Source organism: Streptomyces sp. NPDC023527, from assembly GCF_055560115.1.
Map to the genome: position 1 here is coordinate 54,996 of NZ_JBVHJJ010000018.1, position 19,948 is coordinate 74,943.

A 19,948-nucleotide genomic window follows, 5' to 3' on the forward strand; every position below is an offset into this window, starting at 1 on the left:
ATGCCCTCACCTCAGGGCGATCTCGGCGACCTTGGACCGGACATAGGAGCGGGCCGTGACCGCAGGGTAGGACACGCGGCCGATCGGGGCGGGGAGCGACTGGACGACGGTGTGCGGATCGCAGTCGTAGAAGTAGACCAGGGACAACAACTCCTCCGGCGGGGCGCCGGCGGGCGGGGCCAGTACGCGATGACGGCCGGAGCGCCAGCGGTCGCCGGTCCAGCGGGCCATCAGATCCCCGATGTTGACGGTGAGCGCCCGGGGATCGTACGGGGCGTCCTGCCAGCCGTCCTCCTCCGTGTGGATCTGCAGGCCGCCCTTGCCGGGCTGCCGGTCGAGGACGGTGAGGGTGCCGAAGTCGGTGTGCGGACCGACACGGAACTGGCCCGGCCGCGGCACTCCCGTGACGGTGATGGCGGGGTACCAGTTGAGGGTCAAGGTCCAGTCGGGACGGGTGGAGTGGCGGGTGAAGAAATCGAGCGGCTGGCGCAGGGCCGCTGCCAGGATTTCCAGCAATTCCTCGGCGAGCGCCCGCACGGAACGTACGTACCGCGCAAGGAGGGGGCGCAGCGCCGGGGGCTGGGAAGGCCAGGCCGCCGGCAGCAGTTCGGGCCCGCGGTGCCCGGCAGCGGCGTCGTACGGGCCAGGGGCCGCCGACCACGTTTCCACCAGGTCGGGCGGCGTCATCAGACCTTCCGCCCGGCCGGCGGCCACCGCTCCTGGACCACTCCAGCCGTACTGGCCCGTCTCCGCCAGGAACGGCAGCTTGGCGTCGGTGGGCTGATGGAAGAAGGCGCGGGCCGCGGTGCGGACCGCGGCGGGCAGGCCCGGCCGGACACCGTGACCGGTCACGAGCAGGAAGCCCGCCCGCCCGAGCGCCTGGTCGACGACCATGGCCAGACGCTCGCGCCCTTGGCGGTCACCGGCCCGCCATGCCGAGAGATCGACCGTGGGAATGCTGGAAACACCCATACTGCCCTTCTCCTTACTGCCCTTCCGCCTCCAAGGTGGTGAAGCGGTTCGGCCATGGTCGCCGCAAGGAGCGGGCGCCACCCAGCCGCCCACCGGGAAACGGGAGGAACAGGCGGCGCCGGCCGGCGAGACGGAAGAACACGGCAGGCCGCGGGCGCGGCCGGTACCGGGCGCCTATCGTCGGACCCTGGCGCGGACAGCTGCGAGACGGCGCCGGACACACGGGAGGTCACGGTGGAGGGCTCGGGCACCTTCGACACTCTGGAACTGGGGCTGTTACAAGCCCTCCAGCTCGACGGACGGGCGGCACTGAGCCGCATCGCGCGTCACCTGGGCACCTCGGAACGCACCGTGGCCCGCCGCTACAGCCGCCTGCGCACCCTGGGCCTGCGCGTCGTCGGCCAGCCCGTCCCGGCAACCCTGGGAATGACCCGCTGGCTGCTGCGCATCCACTGCGCCCCCGACTCCGCGGGCCCCGTCGCCCAGGCCCTGGCCCGCCGGCCGGACACCAGCTGGATCTCACTGACCTCCGGCGGCACCGAACTCCACTGCGCCCTCACCACCTCCACACCGCACGAGCGGGACACCCTGCTCCTGGAGACACTGCCCCGCACCCCGCGCCTGACAGGCATCGGCGCGCACTGCCTGCTCCACCTCTTCACCGGCATCACCAGCACCTGGTACGCCCACGGGCTTCCGTTCGGCCCGGCCCCCGGGGAGGAGAACGGCATCCCGGTGCCGGCCTCGCAGCGCCCCGGACACCCCGAGCCCTTGGCCCTGGATGCCACCGACCGCGCTCTCCTGACCGCGCTGGCCAAGGACGGCAGGGCCGGCCTGCCCGAGCTCGCGGCCGCCACCGGTCGCTCGCCCTCCAGCGTCCAGCGCCACCTCGAACGCCTCAGGACCCAGGGCGCACTGGGCTTCTCCGTGGACTTCGCGCCCCGTCACCTGGGCTACCACCTGATGGCCCACCTCTGGCTGCGGGTGGCCCCCGGCGACGTCTCCGCCGCCGGCCACGCCCTGGCCACCCACCCCGAAATAGCCTTCGCGGCCGCCACCACCGGTCCGCACAACCTCGTGGCCGCCGGGGTCTTCCGCGGCGGCCACGACCTCCACCACTACCTCGGTCACCGCATCGGCTCGCTCCCCGGCATCCAGGCCGTCGAGACCGCCCCCATCCTCCGCGAGGTCAAACGGCTCACCACCGGCACCTGACCGGCATCAACCCGCTCCGGCCCCGGCCCGCGCACCTGCGCCGTCAGTGCGGTGGGAAAGCCTTGGCCCGACAGGCTGGTCGAACACCCTCCCCACCAGGACAGATCATCCGAATGATTAACCGACAAATAATCAATAGGGGTTAAATACACGCAAGTCCCCTGTATGACCTCGTCATGCTGCGCTGTCATATCCGTGCCAGATCGCCCCGCTCGTCTCGTCGCACCCATCAGGGGAAGGCAGGAACATGGGCAGATTCAGGTACGGAACCACGGCGTCGGCCATCGCGCTGGCCGCCTCGGGATTGCTTGCGGCCGCAGGAGGTACAGCTCACGCGGAAGCGGGTCAGGACAACATCGGCATGTACAAGCAGGAGAAGACCCAGTGGTGCTGGGTCGCCTCCGGGCTGACCATCGCCAAGTTCCAGGGCTACGGCTCCACCCAGACGGACTTCTGCACCCGGGCCCAGCCCGCCTACGGCTGCAACAACCAGCCCGCCACGCTCGACGACATGGCCAGGGGCTGGGGCAGCCTCGGCATGGCGCACACCGGCTCGGGCCTGAACAGCGCGGCCACGTTCAACCAGGTGTACACCGACGTCAAGGCGGCCCGCCCGATCGGTGCCCGCATCGGGTGGACCTCCGGTGGCGGCCACATGAACGTCATCTACGGCTTCGACACCTCGAACAACACCATCGCCGTGGCCGACCCGTGGCCGGACACCGCCACGTACACGTGGTGGAACTACAACGACTACGTGAGCAACAGCTCGTCCAAGTGGACCCATTCCCGCATCGGCATCTCCCGCTAAGGCAGGCGACATGCGCGACACCAGCGGCACCAGAACGTCCAGCAAGCGGGCGGCCTCCCGCTCCTCCCGCCTGTCCATCGTCCTCGCACTGAGCGCATCCGCACTGCTGTCCGTCGTCGGCCCAACCCACGCGGCCCCGGCCAAGGACCCGCTCCCGGCCGACATCCCGGACTACCAGGCCGCCCTCGACGCGGTGAAGTCCACGGCCGTCCGCAACGCCGTCTGCCGCTTCCTGAGCACTCCGGTGCCCAGCGGCGGCACCGGCGGCCCGGTGCAGGCGATCCCCGACACGGCCGAGCCGTGCCAGGGCCTCCCGGCCTTCACGATCAAGGACCCGTTGGCACTGAACGAGATCACCGCCGGGTTCGTCGCGGGCACCTCCCAGCCACTGCCCACCGAGGCGGTCAAGCTGACGAACCTCGTCTCCTCGCTCAGCACCACCGTCAACGGCCGCAACGCCACCATCATGCTCGCCCCCACCCAGGGCGGCGGCTGGCACCTGGCGGCCGTGCGCGACGGTGACAGCGATGCCGCATACGCCAGCAAGGCCACCGTGGGAACCCTGGTCTTCACCGAACCGCAGATCCGCGGCTGGTACCAGCTCAAGCTCACCACCGTCGAGCCGCTCAACGACCAGGCCCGGCAGGGACTGGGCGGCCAGACGTCGGTGTCGCTCAGCGACTACCAGAAACTGGTCAAGGCCCGCTACGCCGACAAGCTGCCCGGCACGGAGTACGACACCAAGGGCTACTCCAGCGGCTACAGCACCCCGCGCAAGGCGGACGAGGCGTCGTCCGCCACCCCGCTGCTCGCCGGCTCCGGCGCGGCACTCGCCCTCGCGGGCGCAGCCGTCACGCTCCGCCGGCGCCGACGCGCAAGCACCGGCTGACCCCGACCCCGTACGCCCCCTCGCCCCGTCCCCGGCAGCCGGCCGGGTACGGGGCGTAGCCATGCCCGGCCGGACCGCCGCTACAGACCCCTCGCCTGCCTCGCCGCCTCGCAGCGGCGCAGGGGCAAGCTGCTGACGTCCTCTGCCAATTACTTGTGACGCGAGTGACGAAAGCCGGTGTCAATGTCGTGCGGACCGTTATGGCATGCGCTGCGGGGGGCGGGTGGTGGGGTAGGGCAGCGGCTCGAAGACCTGTTCTTCAGCCCGGGCGGAACGCGACGCGGACGCTGCCGTCCACAGGAAGGATCACCACACTGCCCTCCTTGGTGTTCCAGCCCTCGGGAATGAGGAATATCCGGCTGCTGGACTGAGCGAGCAGACGCAGTCCGAGGTAGCGGAACCTCAAACGCTGCCCGGGACCGCCATCCGGCAGACACGCGAGGCGGTCACCCCTTCGGCGATCTCCGCCGGGTCGGTGCCGCGAAGCACACGGCCGGAGTCCAGGGCGGCATCGAGGTCACCTGGTGGATCCACAGCCGGGCGCCGAAGCGGTCGGCGTAGCGGCGGCCGTGCGCGGCGGCGTGGAGCAGCCGGACCTCGGCTCGGCCGCGCGGCTGGCGCAGGACGACCGCGCGGCCGCCGGCCTCACCGATCAGGCCGGGGGCACGGAACCCGGGCAGCAGCCCTCCAGCCCGCCCGCGATCAATCGCGGAGTCAGGCCGTCAGCCTGGCGTTTGACGAAGCAGGGCCCTGGACCGCCGCCCTGGTCCGCCCGGGAGACCGGCGGCATTGGTGCGGTCTCCGTCACGACCGCGGGCGGACAAGGGGTCCCCGGCCGCGGCCGGCGGGAGCCGATGCGCGGGCGGGCCCCGCTGCACCAGGCGCTCGCGCGGCCTGTGGGCACGGCGCCGCATGACCCGCACCCGGGCAGACTCGTGGACGAAGAGCCCGGCGGCCCAAGGGCAAGAGGCCACTTCACCTGGTACCCGGAGCCGGTGACTGAAGTCGCCGCGGAGCCGCACGACGAGGCGGGCGCCGGCCCGCACTCCGGGTCGCTGGGGAGGCGTTGTCAGTGCCCTGCGCTACGGTCGTCTCCCCTGTCAGGGGTGCACCGCTCCCGCCCGGCCTCTACCTCAGGCCGGGCGGGAACGGTCCGGCACGCGCCCCTTCGATCTCGGCACGGGGGCGAGCCTCTTCCGGATGGAAGGGCGACACCAAGGTGTCCTGTCTCCCTATATGACGGGCTGGCCGATGGGATTGCAAGGAAAACCGGGAACTTCGCCCGCGAAGCGCCCTCGGTGTGTTCTACGTGCACCGGAACGGTCATCTCCGGCTGCACGGCTGACCGCCCGCGCCACCTAATGTTCCGTGATTCCGTGATCACGTGGCGTAGCGAGTGATGTCAGGGTCATGCTGAGGGCCCCCTCAACCGCGGTTCGGCACCCGCCGGTTGGACGGGGTTCCTGTTGACGCGGTCTCCGGATGGCTGCGGCATGACACAAAGGAGTGTGATGGACACCAGGAAGATAGCGCCGCTGTTGGCGCTGGCCGGGATGGTGTTCGCCTGGAGTACGGCGATGGCGGCGATGGGCCACGTAATGCTGATCGCCTCCCTGGCTCCCGTCCTGGGGCTGACCGTGACCCAGGTCCTGCGCGGGTTCCGCTCGCGGCCCGCGCAGGCCTCCGGGCACCGCGGGGCGGCGGTGCCCGACAAGGAGGACGGCACCCCGTGACGACGTCGTTCAACGTGCCGGGGCCGGCCTCCGAGCCGGCCCCGGTCCGCCCCGGCCGCAAGCTCGGCCCCATCGCGGTCACGGTCAGCGGCTCCCACCGGGCCTGGCTCGATCCGACCCGGGAGCGCTACCTCGCCAGCGGCCGCACCCTCAGCGACCTCGGCCTCCGCATTCCGCTGGCCAAGTCCAAGCTCTCCGAGCTGCTGCGCGGCGTAGGCCATTACCCGCGCTGGGAGGTCATCCACCGCCTGGCGACAGAACTGAACATGCCCGGCTGGCCCCTGTACCGGCTGTGGAGGCAGGCGGCCCTGGACGCCGGCAAGAGCCGGGACTGGGTCGACCGCTCCACCGAGGGAACCATCGCCGTGGCCACCGCCCGGTCCGGACCACCCCTGGAACACGGCGCCCTGCGCTCGATGGTCGAAGCCGACTACCGCCGCTACGCGGGGGCGTTCCTCCAGGACGAGCCCCGCGACACGGCGGTGGAAGACGTCTTCGCCATCCTGTGGCTGTCCTTCGACGACGCCCTCGCCAGCCCCGACATCCGCCGCTACGCCTGGAACATCCTGCGCGCCACCGTCAAGGCCAAGGCCGACTACCGCGACCAGCGGCCCGTACTGGGAGACGCGGCCTTCGACACGGTCGCCCTGCGCACACGGACCTCCCAGGAGGATCAGGCGGCACAACTGGCGGAGAGCCTGGAGCTGTTCACCGCGCTCAGCAAGCTGCCCGACGCCCAGCTCGACGTCATGGTGCTGCGGCGCTTGTGCGGACTCACCCCCGAGAAGGCCTCCGACCTCCTCGGCATTCCGCTGGCCGCCGTACGGTCCGACGAACGCCACGCCGAACGCTTCCTGGACGACACCATCGAGCTGTCGCCCCACACCGGAGGACCAACACCATGACCACGCTCGAAGACATCCTCTCCAGGGCACTGCTCATCCGCGACCGCACCGTGCCCCGCGACACCATCCCGCCCCGCGAGGCCGCCCCGGGCACCCGGCCGGCCGTCACACCGGGCCCCGCGCCGAACGCGTCGGCGGCCGCGGCACAGGACCTGCGCGCACTGTGCGAGACCCTGGTCACCCACACCCCCGCCACCGCGGTCGCCAGCTTCGTCACCGACCAGGTGCCCGCGCCTCGCAGCGCGCTGGTCCTGGCCTGCGTCCTGCAGCTGACCGACACCGACGACGGCGCCCGGTTCTGGTGGCAGTACGCCGCCGGCGCCGGCCAGCCCGCCGCCGCCTACTGCCTCTACCTCCACCACCTCTCCCTCGGCGAGACCCACACCGCCCGCTGGTGGCACCACCAGACCGACGACGCACACGCCTTAGCCGCTCCTGTGCGCGCCACCTTCCGCCGGGACGACAAACCCGTCGTCCTCCACCACGACCACAGGGCCCCGACCACCGCGATCCTGCGCATCCTGCGCCGCCTCGCCGGTCACACCACCCGCCCCCGCTCCGCCGTGGTCAGCGAGCTGATGGCCTACATGCCCACCGCCGTCGCGGTCGGCTACCTCCGCGAACCCGAAAGCGAGCTGCCCCTGCCCGGTCCCGACTTCGCCCGCACGATCCGCGCCCTGCTGGACAAGGCCGCCGCCCGGCCCGACGGCCCCAGCGACCTCCCGGCCCGCAGGCACGCTCGCCTGGGCCTGCGCCGGGACGCATCCCGCCCCGCAACGCAAGTTCACCGCCAGGTCGACGAGGCCGCGACCCACTGAAGGAACTGCTGCCCTGCGCCCCCGCCGAACCCGACCGGGGGCGCAGCCCGTGCGTCCCGGGCCGCCTGGCGGCAGTGCGTCCGGCCTCGGGTGTGCGGGCGGGGATGCGTGGGGTGGGAAGCGCGGACCGACTGCAACACACAGCGGGAGGACGAGACCCCGCCCGGCGCCAGGACTCAATGTGCCAGGATCACTGCGTAAGGGGGTGCGGCCTGGTGAGCTCGTTGCGGGTGGACGTGCTGGCGTACGAGGCGCCGTGCGAACGGTGCTCCTTTTCTCTGTGGTGGGTGTTCGGGCTGCTGCCGTCGTACCGGCCGCGCGGAGAGGAGTTCACCACTACCGACTTTCCCGAGGCGGTCGACATGGCGCGCCGCATCCTGGCCGCGCCGGACGGTGACACGGCAGACATCGCGGCACAGCTGCACGACCGTCCCGCATGGCAGCGGGGGCGCAGCTTCAACCCGAACCGGTGCGGTTCCTGCGGACACCATGCCGACTGGCACGTTTTCGACGGGATTCTCACCACTGCCTACCACGGGGGCTGGATCCATGCCGCTGAGGGCCGAGTCCCCGTCCTTGAATGGCGTGCGATCAGGGGTCGCGGACAGGGGATCCATTGGCCGCACTGCTGACCTTTCGTGACCTTCACGGCAACGCCCGGGCGCCGGGCGCCTGGTGGCCGAAGGGATCTCCCTGCCGCATTCACTGCAGCGGCGGATGCCGACGTCGGGGGTGAACCGCACGTGGATCAGCTCGGCTCGGGTGTGCCGCACGAGGGGAAGGTGCCCTCGCGGACGCTGCGCAGTACTTCGCCGGAGGCATTGGCCACGCGTCTCCTACTCTTTGACTTGTTGAGAAGTTACCCGACCGCTGATAACTTCGTAACAAGTTAAAGGGTTCTCCTGTGGTGAGGATGGACAGGGTGCTGCAGATCCAGCTGGGAGCCCAGCGGCCTGCCAACGCGGATGACGGGCTGGGACGCGCCACGATCGGATGGCGTCCCGGGATGTCGGAGGACGAAGCCTGGCAGGCAGGGCGCGGCATCTGGAAGTTCAATGCCGACCGGGCCCTGTCCCAGGACGAGGTGCAGATCATCAACACCGACGGCACGGTGCTCGCGGTCGCGAGGATCACCGGGATCTCCAAGCACGGCGACCGCTACGCCCTTGAGGGCGACCTGCTGCTGGGCGATGCGCGGGTGGGCCGCCCCACCCCGAGCCCGCACCGGTCCCGCAACCCCGTCACCTACATCTGAAAGGGAGTGGCCCGGTGAGTGATTTCGATGCGATCGACTCGCTGCTGGCCGCCGTCGGCCCGGAAGCCGAGCTCCCCGCCCCCCGGGCCCGCCAGGAGCTGCGGGAGCGGGCCCGGTTGTCCAAGGCGCAGGTGGCCCGGACCCTGGGAGTGAGCCCGAGCACGGTCGCCGCTTGGGAAGGCGGCCGGGATCCGGTCGGCGAGGTCCGGACCAAGTACGCGTATCTGCTGGACGGGCTGGCTGCCAAGTTCACCACCGACACCACCCCGGTGACGCCGTCTGCCGCCGAGCCGGCCATGGCGCAGCCCCCTGCCACGGCCGACGCTTCCACAGCTTCCCCGATGCCCGAAGAAGGCGGTGATGATGACGAGGTGGAGGCCCTGACGGCGCCGGAGCCGTGTGTGCTGTGCGGGCATCCGGCCGGAACCCGGGTGGCGGGATTCGCCCAGCACCTTCACCCGGCCGACTGCCGGCCCGCCGCTGCCGTGCCGCCCGCCCAGCCCGACGCGACGCCCGTACGGCCCGAGACCGCTCACACCGGGAAGCCGACAGCGACGGCGCGCACACCGCGTACGACGCGTCCCTCCGAGCGTTCCAAGGGCCCGGCCCGGCGCGCGTTCCAGGAGCCGTCCGGACCGGTCGACCTGATCGGCCAGGCCGTGCAGAAAGCGCTCGCCGAGCACCAGGGCGACGTCGACGCAGCCACCGCGGCGCTGCTGAAGCGGGCGATCCCGGACGCGATGCGGTTGCTGGACGAAACCCGCAAGGGCGCCCGCTACGACATCGTCGCCCACCCCTGGATCCCCGACATCCTCAAGAAGCAGACCTCCCGCGGCCCGGACCAGATCTGGGAGGCCCGCCCCAAATGGACCCGCCACGAACTCCCGCCCGGCCGGCATGAGGTGACCGCGCTCGACATCAACGGCGCCTACCTCTCCGCCCTCAAAACCCACCTCCCGCTCGGGCAACTGGAGCACTCCACCGGCTTCGCCCACGACCGCCGCCGCGCCGGCGTCCACCTCATCACTCCACCCGCCTGGGAACACGAGGCGGTCCTGCCCAACCCGATCGGCAACCGCGACGAACCAGGACCCCTCTGGGTCACCGAACCCACCCTGCGCCTCCTGCTGCGCCTGTCCGGCCCGAAGTACGGGCTGTGCGCGCCGCCGGAGATCCACCAGTCCTACACCTCCGGGGCGACGGAGAACCTGCTGGAGAAGTTCCGCGTCGCCCTCAAGGACGCCCGCGACACCGCGATCGAACAGGGCGACGAGGTGACGCTGGAGTACGTGAAGGCGATGTACTCCAAGTTCGTCTCCACGATGGGGGAGTCGAACTACAACCGGGAGCTGTACCGCCCGGACTGGATGCACATCATCCGCTCCCAGGCGTTCTCCAACCTGTGGCTCAAGGCCCTCAAGGCCCACGACGAGGGCCTGACCGTCGTCCGCGCGATGGGCACCGACGAACTCCACGTCATCGGCGACTGGCGCCGTGTCTTCCCCGAAGGCCGCGGCGTTACCGAAGTCAAGGTCAAGGACACGTACACCGCAGGAACCGACACCGACGACACCACGGGGGAGGAGCAGGAGTAATGCCGGAGAAAAACATCGACTTCGGGAAGTACGGCGCCCGCGGCATCAGGGGCAGCGACGCCGTCGCCCGCAAGCTCGACGAACTCGCCGGCGGCATCGCCACCCCCGTGACCGCCAAGCGCGGCCTGATAGCGCGCCTGCACTACCTGACCAGGACCGGCAAGAGCCGCCAGGCCGCCAAACAGGCCGGGCTGACGGTCACCGACCGCACGCTCAAAGCCTGGCTCGAGGGCAAACGCCGGCCGACGAAGGCCAACCTGGAACGCATCGACCAGGCATACCGGGCGGTGCGCCGCCACAACGTTGCCCGGCATCTCCTGGCCCGCCTCAACCGCGACGGCCGCGGGACGAGGGTGGAGATCCATCCCCTCAACCAGTCCCAGGTGCCCCGCCCGCTCCAGCGGGTGGTGGAGTACCGGACGATGAACGTGCGCCGCTGGGACAAGATCGTCGACTCCTGGGCGGCCGGTGACCACCAGGGCCTGGACGCCGCGTGGACCGCCGACGTGCTCCCGGACCTCGGCAGCCAGTGGGGCCAGTACGAGTACGTCACCAACGTCGGCTTCGCCGCGTAAAAGCCCCTCGGGCGGAACCCGCACGGCGGCGCCCAGGTGAGCCGAAGCACGGTAGTCGTCACTGGAGCAGGCTTGTTGCCACCAAGGGGCAGCAGGCACGAGATACCTGATCGCTTGGAGCCGCTCCGCACGACAGCTGACGGAAGGGTGAGTCGGCCGCCGGGATGTGCGCACCGCACGCTTGAGCGACCGCAGGTCACGGCATCATCCCTCCAAGAGTTGCAGCGGATCAGCAGCGAGGCGGGTCGGCTGAGCGAGTGCGGTCTCGTAGGCGGGGCGAGAGAAGGTGTACGGGCCTATGGCAAGCTCCCCCCACTCCTTGCGGAAGGGCTGGCGGAAGGAGGACCAGGTGACGGTTTCCGACGTGATGCTGACGATCGTCTGTAGAGGCCAGCAGCCCCAGAGGCCGCAGGAGCAGCCCAGGACCGGAATGGTGTCGGCGGAACGGGCAACGAACTCCGGGGCCGGATCGCCGAGGAAATGCCGTACGGAGTCGCCGACCTCGGCGAGAGCGAGGCCGCCGTGCTGGAGAGCAAGAAGCGCTCCTCTTCGGCCAAGCCTTCATCCTCGCGCTCCAGACGCCAGAGATCGCGGGTGGCGTCGGCGGCGTACACGCGCAGATCCGTGCCGTCGATACGGAAGCCCCACTGAAGGGTCGACGGTCGTTCGCCAATGGGGTAGTTCAAAAACTCAATACGCTGCATGGTCGCCATCCTGAAGGACGGGGAACCGACTGACAGCTATCGCGCGGCGGCACATCAGACGGCGTACGGTGTGGGGCTGGGCGCGGATTCTCACCACCGCGCGCCCTCTCACGCGCCTCCTCTTTTCAGCCATCTGGTGCGCACACTTCAAGCTCCGGTGGGGGCGCCGCCGGAGCGAGAACCGCCGTAGGAGCCCAGCTCACGCGACGGCACGCGCACAAGCGCCAATGACGCACCTCCACGCGCCCCGCACGCCCCCAGCTCATGGGGACCTTCCCGCTCGGGCTGACCCACGCTGGTGGCATCCCCCCCTCCTGGGGCTGCGGTGTCCGTGCGGCGCCCCCGCACCCTCCCTCTAGTTCGCCCGGCGATCTCGCACTCCCGAGGCGCCGGACGGAGAGGAGCACCCTGATGCATGTGATCCCCTGCGCCGTGGTCTGGCCTGGCTGGCCTCCGTGGCACTCATAGCCTTCGGACTGGTCGGAATGTCGGCCACGACCGCCGCCGCTCTGCCCGCGCAGTGCACAGGCGCGGAGACCAATGGCCCCGACAACATCACCTGCCCGTTCCTGCTGCCCGGCCAGGTCATCAACAGCCTCGGCGGCGCCGACACCATCACCATCCTGGCGAACGCCGATGGCGATGTGAACTCCGGTTCCGGCAACGACATCATCACCGCCGGCAACCTCAACGGCGCGGCCGACTTCGACACCGGGATCGGCAACGACACCGTCAGAATCCTCGGCAACCACGCCGGCAATTCCATCCTCACCGGCGGCGGCGACGACCTCGTCGAGATCACCGGCAAACTCCGGACTCGTCGACACCGGTGCCAACGCCGACCGATTCATCGTTCATGGCACCGTGGCCGCCGACGCGGCGCACCTCGGCACCGGAAACGACTTCGCCAACATCAACATCCTCGCCCTCAGCGACGGCAACAGCGGCAGTCTTGAAGGGAACGACGGCGCCGACACCTTGACGGCCACCACCTGCAACCTCAGCACCATCGCGGGCGAGGGCGGCAACGACACCATCGACGTCACCGACGCCAACGGCTGCAACGTCCTGGGCGGCGCCGGCAATGACAACATCCACGAAGGCGCCGAAGCCACCGGTACCGTCGACGGCGGCTCCGGCACCGACACCTGCCAGGAGGACATCCCCTTCCTCGGCACCGAATCCAACTGCGAGATCTGAGCACCCACACGGTCTCAAGCCCACATGAAGGCCCGGCCCGGCCGTTCACTCCGCCCCCGCGCGGAAACGACCGGGAGCCGGGTATGGCCCCCCGGGGAATCCGCCACAGCGCACTGAACAACGCTGCGGATCAATACGGCCATCGCGTGGAGCAAGAAGCCAAGTGCGGGCCCATCAGCGGATGCGGCGTATTGATGGAGCAGCGGCTCGAACCGGCCGGCGCTCTGGTGAAAGGGGGGCGAACCGGCGGGGCACACGCCGCCGTGTACGACGCGTGCGAAGCTGCGCAGCGCCGGGAGGCAGCGAACACCGCCGTCGCCCTGGTCGCCGGACTCGAGGCGTGGTGGACGGACTCCCTCTACCAGCGACCTGCCCCTGCCAGACCTCGCCCGGCGCCAGGACACGATGTGTCAGGATCACCATGCAAACGAGGAGGTCCGGTGAGTTCGCTGCAGGTGGACGTTCTGGCGTACGAGGCACCGTGCGAGCGGTGCTCCTTCTCCCTGTGGTGGGTGTTCGGGCTGCTGCCGTCGTACCGGCCACGCGGGGAGGAATTCGCCACCACGGACTTCCCCGAGGCCGTCGCCATGGCACGCCACATCCTGGCTGCGCCGGACGGCGACACGGCAGACATCGCGGCACAACTGCACGACCGTCCAACATGGCAGCGGGGCCGCAGCTTCAACCCGAACCGGTGCGGCGCCTGCGACCATCACGCCAACTGGCACGTTTTCGACTCGATCCTCAACAGCGCTTACCACGGAGGCTGGATCCACGCTGCCGCCGGTCGAGTCCCCGTGGTCCAGTGGCGGGCGATCAGAGGCCGCGGACAGGGCACCCACTGGCCGTACTGCTGACCCCTACTCCAGCTCAACCTCTTCCGCCGTGCCCCTCGAGGAACCACCCGATGACCACCGACCCCAGCCCCGACGGCTCGCCCCCGGTCCGCCCCGATGACCGTCGTCTACCACTTCGGGACCAGCAGCGTGCGGAAGGACAGTGCGGTCCGGCACCTGAAAAACCCAAGCTCACGCGGCCACTTGGCCTCCGCGCGCGGGACCGGCAAGACGCTGATCGCGCTGCGCACCGCCGAGGCATTGGGCGCCGCGCATCTCCTCATCGCCGTGCCGTCTCTGGACCTGATCAGGCAGTGGGCCGGGGCCGCGCGCTCGGACGGTCGGCAAGAACCGTTGAAGACAGTGCCATCGCTGCAGCGGCCAAGCATCTCACCGAGCGTCACTGATCAGGGGATTAGCACAGCTAGTGACGGGCAACCACAGCAGCAGCACGAAGGGCGACGAGGCGCCGGCGGCACAGCCCGCGGTCAGCTCCCCGGCGGGCAACGACCAGCCGGACGGCGGCGAAGCGACCGCCGGAGCGCACCCGCCGAGCCCCACGTCCCCCACAGGCTCTGCCAAGCCGTCCGACGCGACCTCGCCCTCGGCCTCCGCCTCGGCCCGGCTCAGTGCCACGCCGAGCCTGTCCGCCCTCCCCGTCGACCAAGCCCAACATGCCGACGACCTGCAGCGGCTGGAGCCACCAGGATCCGAAGCCGGGCACGTACGGCTACGTCTGCGGCGACCGCCACGTCCTGAACGGCCCGTACCAGGTCTGCGGCTCCGTAGCGCCGGCTAAGTCTGGCACGAAGGTCTGGTTCCACTGCTCCGTCGAGAACGCCTACGGCCACCAGTGGCTCTACGTCCGGATCGACGGCAACAAGAGCGCCGGCTGGCTGTCCGCCGACACCATCATCCGCGACAGCGGCCGCCCGGTGCGCTGTTGATGGGGTTTTGGTGGCTTTCGTGCACCTGTGATCGGCCGACTGGTCTGCCCGGCGTGAAATTCCGATAAGTTGCCGTGTCAAACGATCTACGTCACCGGCCCGCGCGGGCACCTTCCGCGTCCGTGCCGGGCCCCGATGCGGAGTACAACATGAGCACTTATCCGGGCGGCAACGCCGCACCGGCCGGCTGGGCGGCCTCGGGGGCGACCGGCCCCAACGGCTCCTATCGGAACCAGACGCTGAAGTACCAGCCCGTCGAGCTGGGCTTCGACGAGTCGGTCACGCTGCGGACGGTCCTCGGCCACTGGGCGAACGCGGCCTTCACCGCCATCTTCGTGTGGCTGCTCATCGGGCTGTTCGGCCTGCTGACGAACGACTTCGACTTCGAAGAGGCCGGCGGCGCCTTCAGTGTGGGCGGCATCCTGTCGTTCATCATCTTCTGGTACATCTTCCTCTTCACCGGCAGCACCGAGGCCATCTCGGAGTGGCGGACGCTGCTGGAGGACAAGGCGGAGGCGTCCTCCTCCGCCTACGCGGCGATCTACGGCGCGCTGTCCCAGCGCCGGATCCCGGTGGCGGCCGTGCCGTCCCGGATCCGCAGCGACGTCTTCCAGCCGGAGGTGGTCAGCAACCGGCTGGTCGTCAGCAGCGGCCGCTACGTGACCTACGTGTCCGTCTTCGCGTACGGCACCAGCCTCTACCTGGGCTGGACGATGTGGCGCATCCGGCCCGGCTGGCACATCGTCGGGACGTACTTCAAGGACCTCATCGGCGGGTTCCGGGGCCGCACCGGCGACGTGAACCAGATGCTCCGCACCGAGCGGCCGCGCGCCATGCGGGAGGCCGTGCACTCGGCGGTCCGGGAAGGCGTGGAGATCGCGGTCCAGGGCATCGAGGTGCCCATCGCCTCGACCTTCGGCCAGGACCTGCCGATCATGACCGCGCCCGGCCAGGGCCCGGCCGGCCCGCCGGCTCCGCCCGCGCCGCCCGGCATGCCCGCCGCGCCGCCGATGCAGCCCGCGTCACCGGCCCAGCCCGCACCGCTCACTCATCCCGCACCGCCGGCCCCGCCCGTGCCCGGTGGCCCCGCGGCCCCCGGCGGCCAGAACCCCGCCTCCCCGTGGACCCACTGAGCGGCATGAACCAGCAGACCAACAGGACGCCCCCGCCGGGCGTCCTGACCGTCGGCGACGGAACGTCGGTGTGGGCCTGGGCGGCCGTCCGCATCGAAGCGGCCGCCGACCTCACCGAGACCCGCGAGTACGCCGACCTGCCCGAGGACGAGCGCCGGATCAAGGCGGTCACTGCGGAGGCGGCCTGGCTGGCCGGCCAGTGGGACACCCGCCACGACGCCCGCATCGAACTGCGGTACCTGACGGACCCGGCCGAGCGGCGCATCTCGTGCGCCCTGCTGGCCCGGGTGCGCAGCGACGGCACGGCCGGCCCGGGCGTCTCGGCGGAGGACTCCGCCGTGGCCGCGGTGCTCGCGCTCCGCGACCGGCTGGGGCAGCTGCCGCACCACGTGCACAGCGCCCCGATCGAGGACGCGGCCGAAGTGGCGCGGTGGCTCACGCCGTTCACCCCCGACCCGGCCGGCCTGGCCGAGATCCGCAAGCGCTACCGGACCGGGCTGCCCAACCGGCCCGACGCAGGCGTGCAGTACTACCTCTCCCCACAGCCGTTCACCGCCGCGGCGCCGCCATGGGACGCGCTGTGGCAGGCATTCGCAGCGCACCCGTACCCGCTCATGCTGACGGTGGGCCTCGAACCGTACGAGGTGCCCGGGGACCTCGGGCCGATGCTGCACCAGATCGCGACCCACTACGGACGGCTGGCGGCGCCGAGCCAGATGCCGGAGGGCCTGTGGGGTCCGGCGTCCCAGCTCGCCCCGGACGCCTTCGCCGTGGATGCCGCGAAGGTGTACGCGGACGCCGCGCGCCGCTACACCGACCGCGCCTTCCGCATGCGCATCGCGCTCGCCTCCCCCAGCCCGCTCCCCGAGTCCCTCGCCGAGCTCGTCGGCACCACCGTCTCGCCGCAGGAACGTCCCGGCCAGGGCAGCGCGCTGACCGAGACCTTCACCGGGCCCTCCCACGTCACCGTACGGCCGGCGCCGCCGGAGCTGGCGGCGGCGTGGACCGGGATCACGACGCTGGAGCACGCCCGCTGGGGCGGCGACCAGCGCTGGCAACTGCCCGAACCGCTGTCCCCGCCGCTGCGCCTGCTGTCCGAACTGGTCGACGCGCGGGAGGCGGGCTCCGCACTGCGGCTCCCCCTCGCCGTGCACGGGCACATGCCGGGCTTCCCGGTGCGCAGGCCCGACATGGCCCTGGAGACCGACTACCGGCCGAAGGGTCCGGCCATCGAACTGGGCCGGCAGCTGGTGCACGGTGCTCCGGCGGGGCCGCTCGGCGTGGAGCTCGGGTCGCTCAGCCGGCACGCGCTCTTCGTCGGGACGACCGGCTCGGGCAAGACCAACACGACCCTGGCCTTCCTTCAGCAGCTCTGGCGGGACCACAAGGTGCCGTTCCTCGTCCTGGAGCCGGTCAACTCCGACCTCGACGACTACCGCTGGCTCGCCACCCGCCCCGGCTTCGAGGACCTCCTCGTCCTCACCGTCGGCGACGAGAACACGGCCCCGTTCCGGCTGAACCCCTTCGAGGTACCGCTCGGCGTCCGGATCAGCACCCATACCGCCGGACTGCTCGCGTGCTTCGACGCGGCGTTCGGCCTATGGGACCCCCTGCCGGCCATCTATCAGCGCGCCCTGCGCAACACGTACGCGCGGAAGGGCATCGTCCCCACCGACGTCTCCACGCCCGCCCACACCGGTTCGTGGCCCACCCTGCGCGACTTCATCGCCGAGATGCGCAAGGAGTGCGACCAGCTCGGGTACTCCGGCGAGGTCAAGGACAACATCATCGCCGCGTCCCGGCTGCGGGCCGAATCCCTCGCCGAAGGCGCCTGCGGCAGCACGCTGGACTGCGCACGCTCGTACCCCGTCGAGGAACTGCTCAGCCGCCCGGTCGTCATCGAGCTGGCCGGCGTCGGCGACAACGAGAAGGAACAGTCCCTCGTCACCGCGCTGATCCTGCAGACCATGACCGAGCACTACAAGGCGACCCGGCGGGGAGACGGCCTCTCCCACGTCACCGTCATCGAGGAGGCCCACCGGCTGCTCGGGCGGCCCGCCGCCTCCGGCGGGGACGGCAAGGAGGGCAACGCCCAGGCGCGCGCGGCCCAGGCCTTCGCCAACACGCTCGCCGAGAACCGCAAGTACGGGGAAGGCCTGGTGATCGTCGAGCAGGTTCCCGAGAAGCTCGTCGAGGACGCGTACAAGAACACCAACCTCAAGGTCATGCACCGCCTGCCCTCGGCCACGGACCGGGAGCTGATCGGCGGCACCATGCGGTTCTCCGCCGACCAGGAGCGGTACGCCTCGTCCCTGGAACCGTTCCAGGCCTTCGCCCACCACGACGGCATCGACCGGCCGGCCCTGATCCGGGTGCCGAACGTACGGGCCGAGGCCGCCGCGGAGAGCGGGGTCGCGCGGGCACCGCTCGCCGGCAACGCGGAACTCGCCGACCGCTTCCGCGCCTTCGCGGCGGCGACACCGGACGTCGACGCGGCGCTCGCGCCCTTCGCCGACTGCGAGGGCTGCCGGCACCGCTGCGCGTTCCGCTCGCGGGCGGCGACGGCGGTGTGGCCGGAGCACGGGACCGAGCTGAAGAAGCGCGTCGCCGAATACCCCAAGACCACGGTCGCCCAGGCCGAGTGGTGGTCCCGCACCGCGGAATGGGTCGCGGACATCGCCGACGCCGTCGCCCCGCAGGGCGCGGGCGCGGAGGCCGTCGACGACTACCGCGCCTGCGTCTTCATCCACCTGGCCCAGTCGGCGTGGAAGCGGAAGACGCTGCCGTGGGTGCGTCTGTATCGCAGCAATGCGAAGGCCGTTGCAGCCGATGCCGGCGCGAGAGCTGAGTCATGAGCGACCGCCCCGCCGAGGAGGAACGGCCGCCCGAGCAACCGCAGTCTCCGGAATCCGGGGCGGACGAGGCCCCGGATCCCGCGGAGGCGCAGGACGCGCCCGAACCGTCCACGCCTGACCAGCCCGAACAGTCACCCGAATCAGGCGACGCCTCCGACGGGAGCGAGGCTTCCGACGACGCACCGGAGCCGGAGGAGGCAGAGGACGCCGAGGAGGGAGAGGAGGGAGAGGAAGCACCCGAGTCGGCGGAAGCGGAGGGTACGTCCAACCTCTCGGACGCATCCACTGAACCCGAGGACGGGGACGAGTCGTCCGGCGAGGACGAGAGTTCCGACGGGGGTGAGGCTTCCGACTCTGCGCCGGAGCCGACGGCGGCAGAGGAACCGGAGGAGACGGAGGGACCGGAGGAGCCCGAGCAGGCCGAGGAGCCCGAGCAGGCCGAGGAGCCGGAGAAGGCAGCGGAACCGGAGGCTTCGGAAGAGCCTGAGGGGCCCGAGGAGTCGGAAGAGTCGGAGGGCTCGGAGGGTTCTGAGGACTCGGAGGACCCTGAAGAGGCCGGGGACCCGGAGAACTCGGATGACCCGGAGGAGCCCGAGGACCCGGAAGAGGCCGAGGGCCCCGAGGACCCCGAGGACTTGGAGGACCCCGAAGAGTCCGAGGAGCCCGAGGCAGCAGAACGACCGGAGGAACCGGAGAACACGGGAGACGCAGAGGACGGTGACGAGTCCACGGAAGCCGCACCGGACCCTGCGGATGCGCTCGATACGGACGAGGCGCCCGAGCCGGCTGAACCAGCTGACGCAGTTGAACCGGCTCAACCGGCCGAATCAGCTGCCTCATCGGACGGCTCACGGAACACACCCGAGTCCCCGGAAGACGCCCCGGAACCAGCCGACGTCACGGAGGACGGCCCGGCCGAGGAAGCAGCGGAAACAGCCTCGCGCGCCGAGACCCCGCACGACCCGGACGAAGCCCCTGAACCTGCCGAGCCTCAGGATTCCCACGCGAGGCGTGCGCCGGAAAACCAACAGGAGCCGGACACCGAGGCGCCCTCAGCGACCGAATCCCCGGACGCTCCGGAGGAAGCCCCCGATCCGGCCACTGAGTCAGAGGCCCCGAAGGACGACGGTCCCGCAGCAGACGCCCCCAATACGGACACCCCCACGGAACCGGAGCAGGAGGAACGCCCCTCCGGCGGCCCCGGCCCGCGTGACCTGCCGGACGAACAAGAGCAAATGAACTGGGGGCCGGACGCCCCCGGCGACTTCAATCCCGACCCCGAGGTCGACGACACATGGATCAGACTGCGCCCCGGAATCAGCCGGCAGGGTCTCGTCACCCCGGGCGAGAGCGAGGGCGATGGGTAATGGCATCTACCGTTTACGAGATACCCAAGGCTTCCCGGGAGATCGGCTCGGCTTACGGCGAACGCTGCGCTCACTCCTCGCCGACTGCCAAGGCTGCCGGCTACCGCTGCGCGTTCCGCTCGCGGGCGGCGACGGCGG

At 70.8% G+C, this 19,948-nt stretch carries 20 protein-coding genes and 1 pseudogene; 18 read left to right on the forward strand and 3 right to left on the reverse strand.

What is annotated here, in order from left to right; all coding sequences use genetic code 11:
- Positions 1–6: 6 nt before the first annotated feature.
- Positions 7–972 (reverse strand): isopenicillin N synthase family dioxygenase, encoded by a 966-nt coding sequence (locus ACZ303_RS29515; protein WP_467343535.1) that lies wholly within the window; start codon positions 970–972, stop codon positions 7–9.
- Positions 973–1,206: 234 nt separating this feature from the next.
- Between ACZ303_RS29515 and ACZ303_RS29520 the strand changes: the two genes are divergently transcribed.
- From ACZ303_RS29520 to ACZ303_RS29530, 3 genes are all read left to right on the forward strand, one after another.
- Positions 1,207–2,187, forward strand: coding sequence for an Lrp/AsnC family transcriptional regulator (locus tag ACZ303_RS29520; protein ID WP_467343536.1), 981 nt, complete (start codon positions 1,207–1,209; stop codon positions 2,185–2,187).
- A gap of 361 nt (positions 2,188–2,548) precedes the next feature.
- Positions 2,549–2,998, forward strand: a complete 450-nt coding sequence (locus tag ACZ303_RS29525) for a papain-like cysteine protease family protein (RefSeq protein WP_467343537.1) — start codon at positions 2,549–2,551, stop codon at positions 2,996–2,998.
- 10 nt (positions 2,999–3,008) lie between these two features.
- Entirely contained in the window at positions 3,009–3,887 is an 879-nt protein-coding gene (locus tag ACZ303_RS29530) for a hypothetical protein (protein WP_467343538.1), read from the forward strand.
- A 259-nt stretch (positions 3,888–4,146) separates the two neighbouring features.
- Here the strand turns inward: ACZ303_RS29530 and ACZ303_RS29535 are convergent, their stop codons facing one another.
- Complete coding sequence (locus tag ACZ303_RS29535) at positions 4,147–4,293, reverse strand: hypothetical protein (protein WP_467343539.1); 147 nt, start codon at positions 4,291–4,293, stop codon at positions 4,147–4,149.
- Between the two features lie 35 nt (positions 4,294–4,328).
- Positions 4,329–4,486: pseudogene (locus ACZ303_RS29540) on the reverse strand (MBL fold metallo-hydrolase); the annotation flags it as partial.
- Between the two features lie 912 nt (positions 4,487–5,398).
- Between ACZ303_RS29540 and ACZ303_RS29545 the strand changes: the two are divergent.
- The 15 genes from ACZ303_RS29545 (at position 5,399) to ACZ303_RS29615 (ending at position 19,810) form a co-directional block, all read left to right on the forward strand.
- A complete protein-coding gene (locus tag ACZ303_RS29545) occupies positions 5,399–5,620 on the forward strand; it encodes a hypothetical protein (RefSeq protein ID WP_467343540.1) in 222 nt (73 codons plus the stop codon).
- On the forward strand, positions 5,617–6,525 hold the full coding sequence (locus ACZ303_RS29550) for a sigma-70 family RNA polymerase sigma factor (RefSeq protein WP_467343541.1): 909 nt from the start codon (positions 5,617–5,619) through the stop codon (positions 6,523–6,525). The genes ACZ303_RS29545 and ACZ303_RS29550 overlap by 4 nt, the downstream gene beginning before the upstream one ends.
- Entirely contained in the window at positions 6,522–7,343 is an 822-nt protein-coding gene (locus ACZ303_RS29555) for a hypothetical protein (RefSeq protein WP_467343542.1), read from the forward strand. Before ACZ303_RS29550 ends, ACZ303_RS29555 begins: the two co-directional genes overlap by 4 nt.
- Positions 7,344–7,558: 215 nt before the next feature.
- A complete protein-coding gene (locus ACZ303_RS29560) occupies positions 7,559–7,975 on the forward strand; it encodes a hypothetical protein (protein ID WP_467343543.1) in 417 nt (138 codons plus the stop codon).
- A gap of 374 nt (positions 7,976–8,349) precedes the next feature.
- On the forward strand, positions 8,350–8,598 hold the full coding sequence (locus ACZ303_RS29565) for a hypothetical protein (RefSeq protein ID WP_467343544.1): 249 nt from the start codon (positions 8,350–8,352) through the stop codon (positions 8,596–8,598).
- Between the two features lie 14 nt (positions 8,599–8,612).
- Positions 8,613–10,193 (forward strand): helix-turn-helix domain-containing protein, encoded by a 1,581-nt coding sequence (locus ACZ303_RS29570; RefSeq protein WP_467343545.1) that lies wholly within the window; start codon positions 8,613–8,615, stop codon positions 10,191–10,193.
- Positions 10,193–10,768: a transcriptional regulator gene (locus ACZ303_RS29575; RefSeq protein ID WP_467343546.1), complete on the forward strand. Its 576-nt coding sequence runs from the start codon at positions 10,193–10,195 to the stop codon at positions 10,766–10,768. Before ACZ303_RS29570 ends, ACZ303_RS29575 begins: the two co-directional genes overlap by 1 nt.
- 1,189 nt (positions 10,769–11,957) lie before the next feature.
- Positions 11,958–12,428, forward strand: a complete 471-nt coding sequence (locus ACZ303_RS29580) for a hypothetical protein (protein WP_467343547.1) — start codon at positions 11,958–11,960, stop codon at positions 12,426–12,428.
- 22 nt (positions 12,429–12,450) lie between these two features.
- On the forward strand, positions 12,451–12,672 hold the full coding sequence (locus ACZ303_RS29585) for a hypothetical protein (RefSeq protein WP_467343548.1): 222 nt from the start codon (positions 12,451–12,453) through the stop codon (positions 12,670–12,672).
- Positions 12,673–13,112: 440 nt separating this feature from the next.
- Positions 13,113–13,529: a hypothetical protein gene (locus tag ACZ303_RS29590; RefSeq protein WP_467343549.1), complete on the forward strand. Its 417-nt coding sequence runs from the start codon at positions 13,113–13,115 to the stop codon at positions 13,527–13,529.
- Between the two features lie 96 nt (positions 13,530–13,625).
- Positions 13,626–14,267, forward strand: a complete 642-nt coding sequence (locus ACZ303_RS29595; RefSeq protein ID WP_467343550.1) for a DEAD/DEAH box helicase family protein — start codon at positions 13,626–13,628, stop codon at positions 14,265–14,267.
- Positions 14,183–14,455: a hypothetical protein gene (locus ACZ303_RS29600; protein WP_467343551.1), complete on the forward strand. Its 273-nt coding sequence runs from the start codon at positions 14,183–14,185 to the stop codon at positions 14,453–14,455. The genes ACZ303_RS29595 and ACZ303_RS29600 overlap by 85 nt, the downstream gene beginning before the upstream one ends.
- A gap of 149 nt (positions 14,456–14,604) precedes the next feature.
- Complete coding sequence (locus tag ACZ303_RS29605) at positions 14,605–15,588, forward strand: hypothetical protein (protein ID WP_467343552.1); 984 nt, start codon at positions 14,605–14,607, stop codon at positions 15,586–15,588.
- A gap of 5 nt (positions 15,589–15,593) precedes the next feature.
- Positions 15,594–18,443, forward strand: a complete 2,850-nt coding sequence (locus ACZ303_RS29610; protein ID WP_467343553.1) for an ATP-binding protein — start codon at positions 15,594–15,596, stop codon at positions 18,441–18,443.
- Positions 18,440–19,810: an MSCRAMM family adhesin gene (locus ACZ303_RS29615; protein WP_467343554.1), complete on the forward strand. Its 1,371-nt coding sequence runs from the start codon at positions 18,440–18,442 to the stop codon at positions 19,808–19,810. Before ACZ303_RS29610 ends, ACZ303_RS29615 begins: the two co-directional genes overlap by 4 nt.
- Positions 19,811–19,948: the final 138 nt, after the last annotated feature.

Coding starts and splice junctions, on each gene's coding strand:
- ACZ303_RS29600 (WP_467343551.1), top strand. CDS start 14,183: ATGCCGACGACCTGCAGCGGCTGGAGCCACCAGGATCCGAAGCCGGGC.
- ACZ303_RS29605 (WP_467343552.1), top strand. CDS start 14,605: ATGAGCACTTATCCGGGCGGCAACGCCGCACCGGCCGGCTGGGCGGCC.
- ACZ303_RS29565 (WP_467343544.1), top strand. CDS start 8,350: ATGTCGGAGGACGAAGCCTGGCAGGCAGGGCGCGGCATCTGGAAGTTC.
- ACZ303_RS29580 (WP_467343547.1), top strand. CDS start 11,958: ATGTCGGCCACGACCGCCGCCGCTCTGCCCGCGCAGTGCACAGGCGCG.
- ACZ303_RS29610 (WP_467343553.1), top strand. CDS start 15,594: ATGAACCAGCAGACCAACAGGACGCCCCCGCCGGGCGTCCTGACCGTC.
- ACZ303_RS29615 (WP_467343554.1), top strand. CDS start 18,440: ATGAGCGACCGCCCCGCCGAGGAGGAACGGCCGCCCGAGCAACCGCAG.
- ACZ303_RS29555 (WP_467343542.1), top strand. CDS start 6,522: ATGACCACGCTCGAAGACATCCTCTCCAGGGCACTGCTCATCCGCGAC.
- ACZ303_RS29545 (WP_467343540.1), top strand. CDS start 5,399: ATGGACACCAGGAAGATAGCGCCGCTGTTGGCGCTGGCCGGGATGGTG.
- ACZ303_RS29525 (WP_467343537.1), top strand. CDS start 2,549: ATGTACAAGCAGGAGAAGACCCAGTGGTGCTGGGTCGCCTCCGGGCTG.
- ACZ303_RS29530 (WP_467343538.1), top strand. CDS start 3,009: ATGCGCGACACCAGCGGCACCAGAACGTCCAGCAAGCGGGCGGCCTCC.
- ACZ303_RS29515 (WP_467343535.1), bottom strand. CDS start 972: ATGGGTGTTTCCAGCATTCCCACGGTCGATCTCTCGGCATGGCGGGCC.
- ACZ303_RS29595 (WP_467343550.1), top strand. CDS start 13,626: ATGACCGTCGTCTACCACTTCGGGACCAGCAGCGTGCGGAAGGACAGT.
- ACZ303_RS29575 (WP_467343546.1), top strand. CDS start 10,193: ATGCCGGAGAAAAACATCGACTTCGGGAAGTACGGCGCCCGCGGCATC.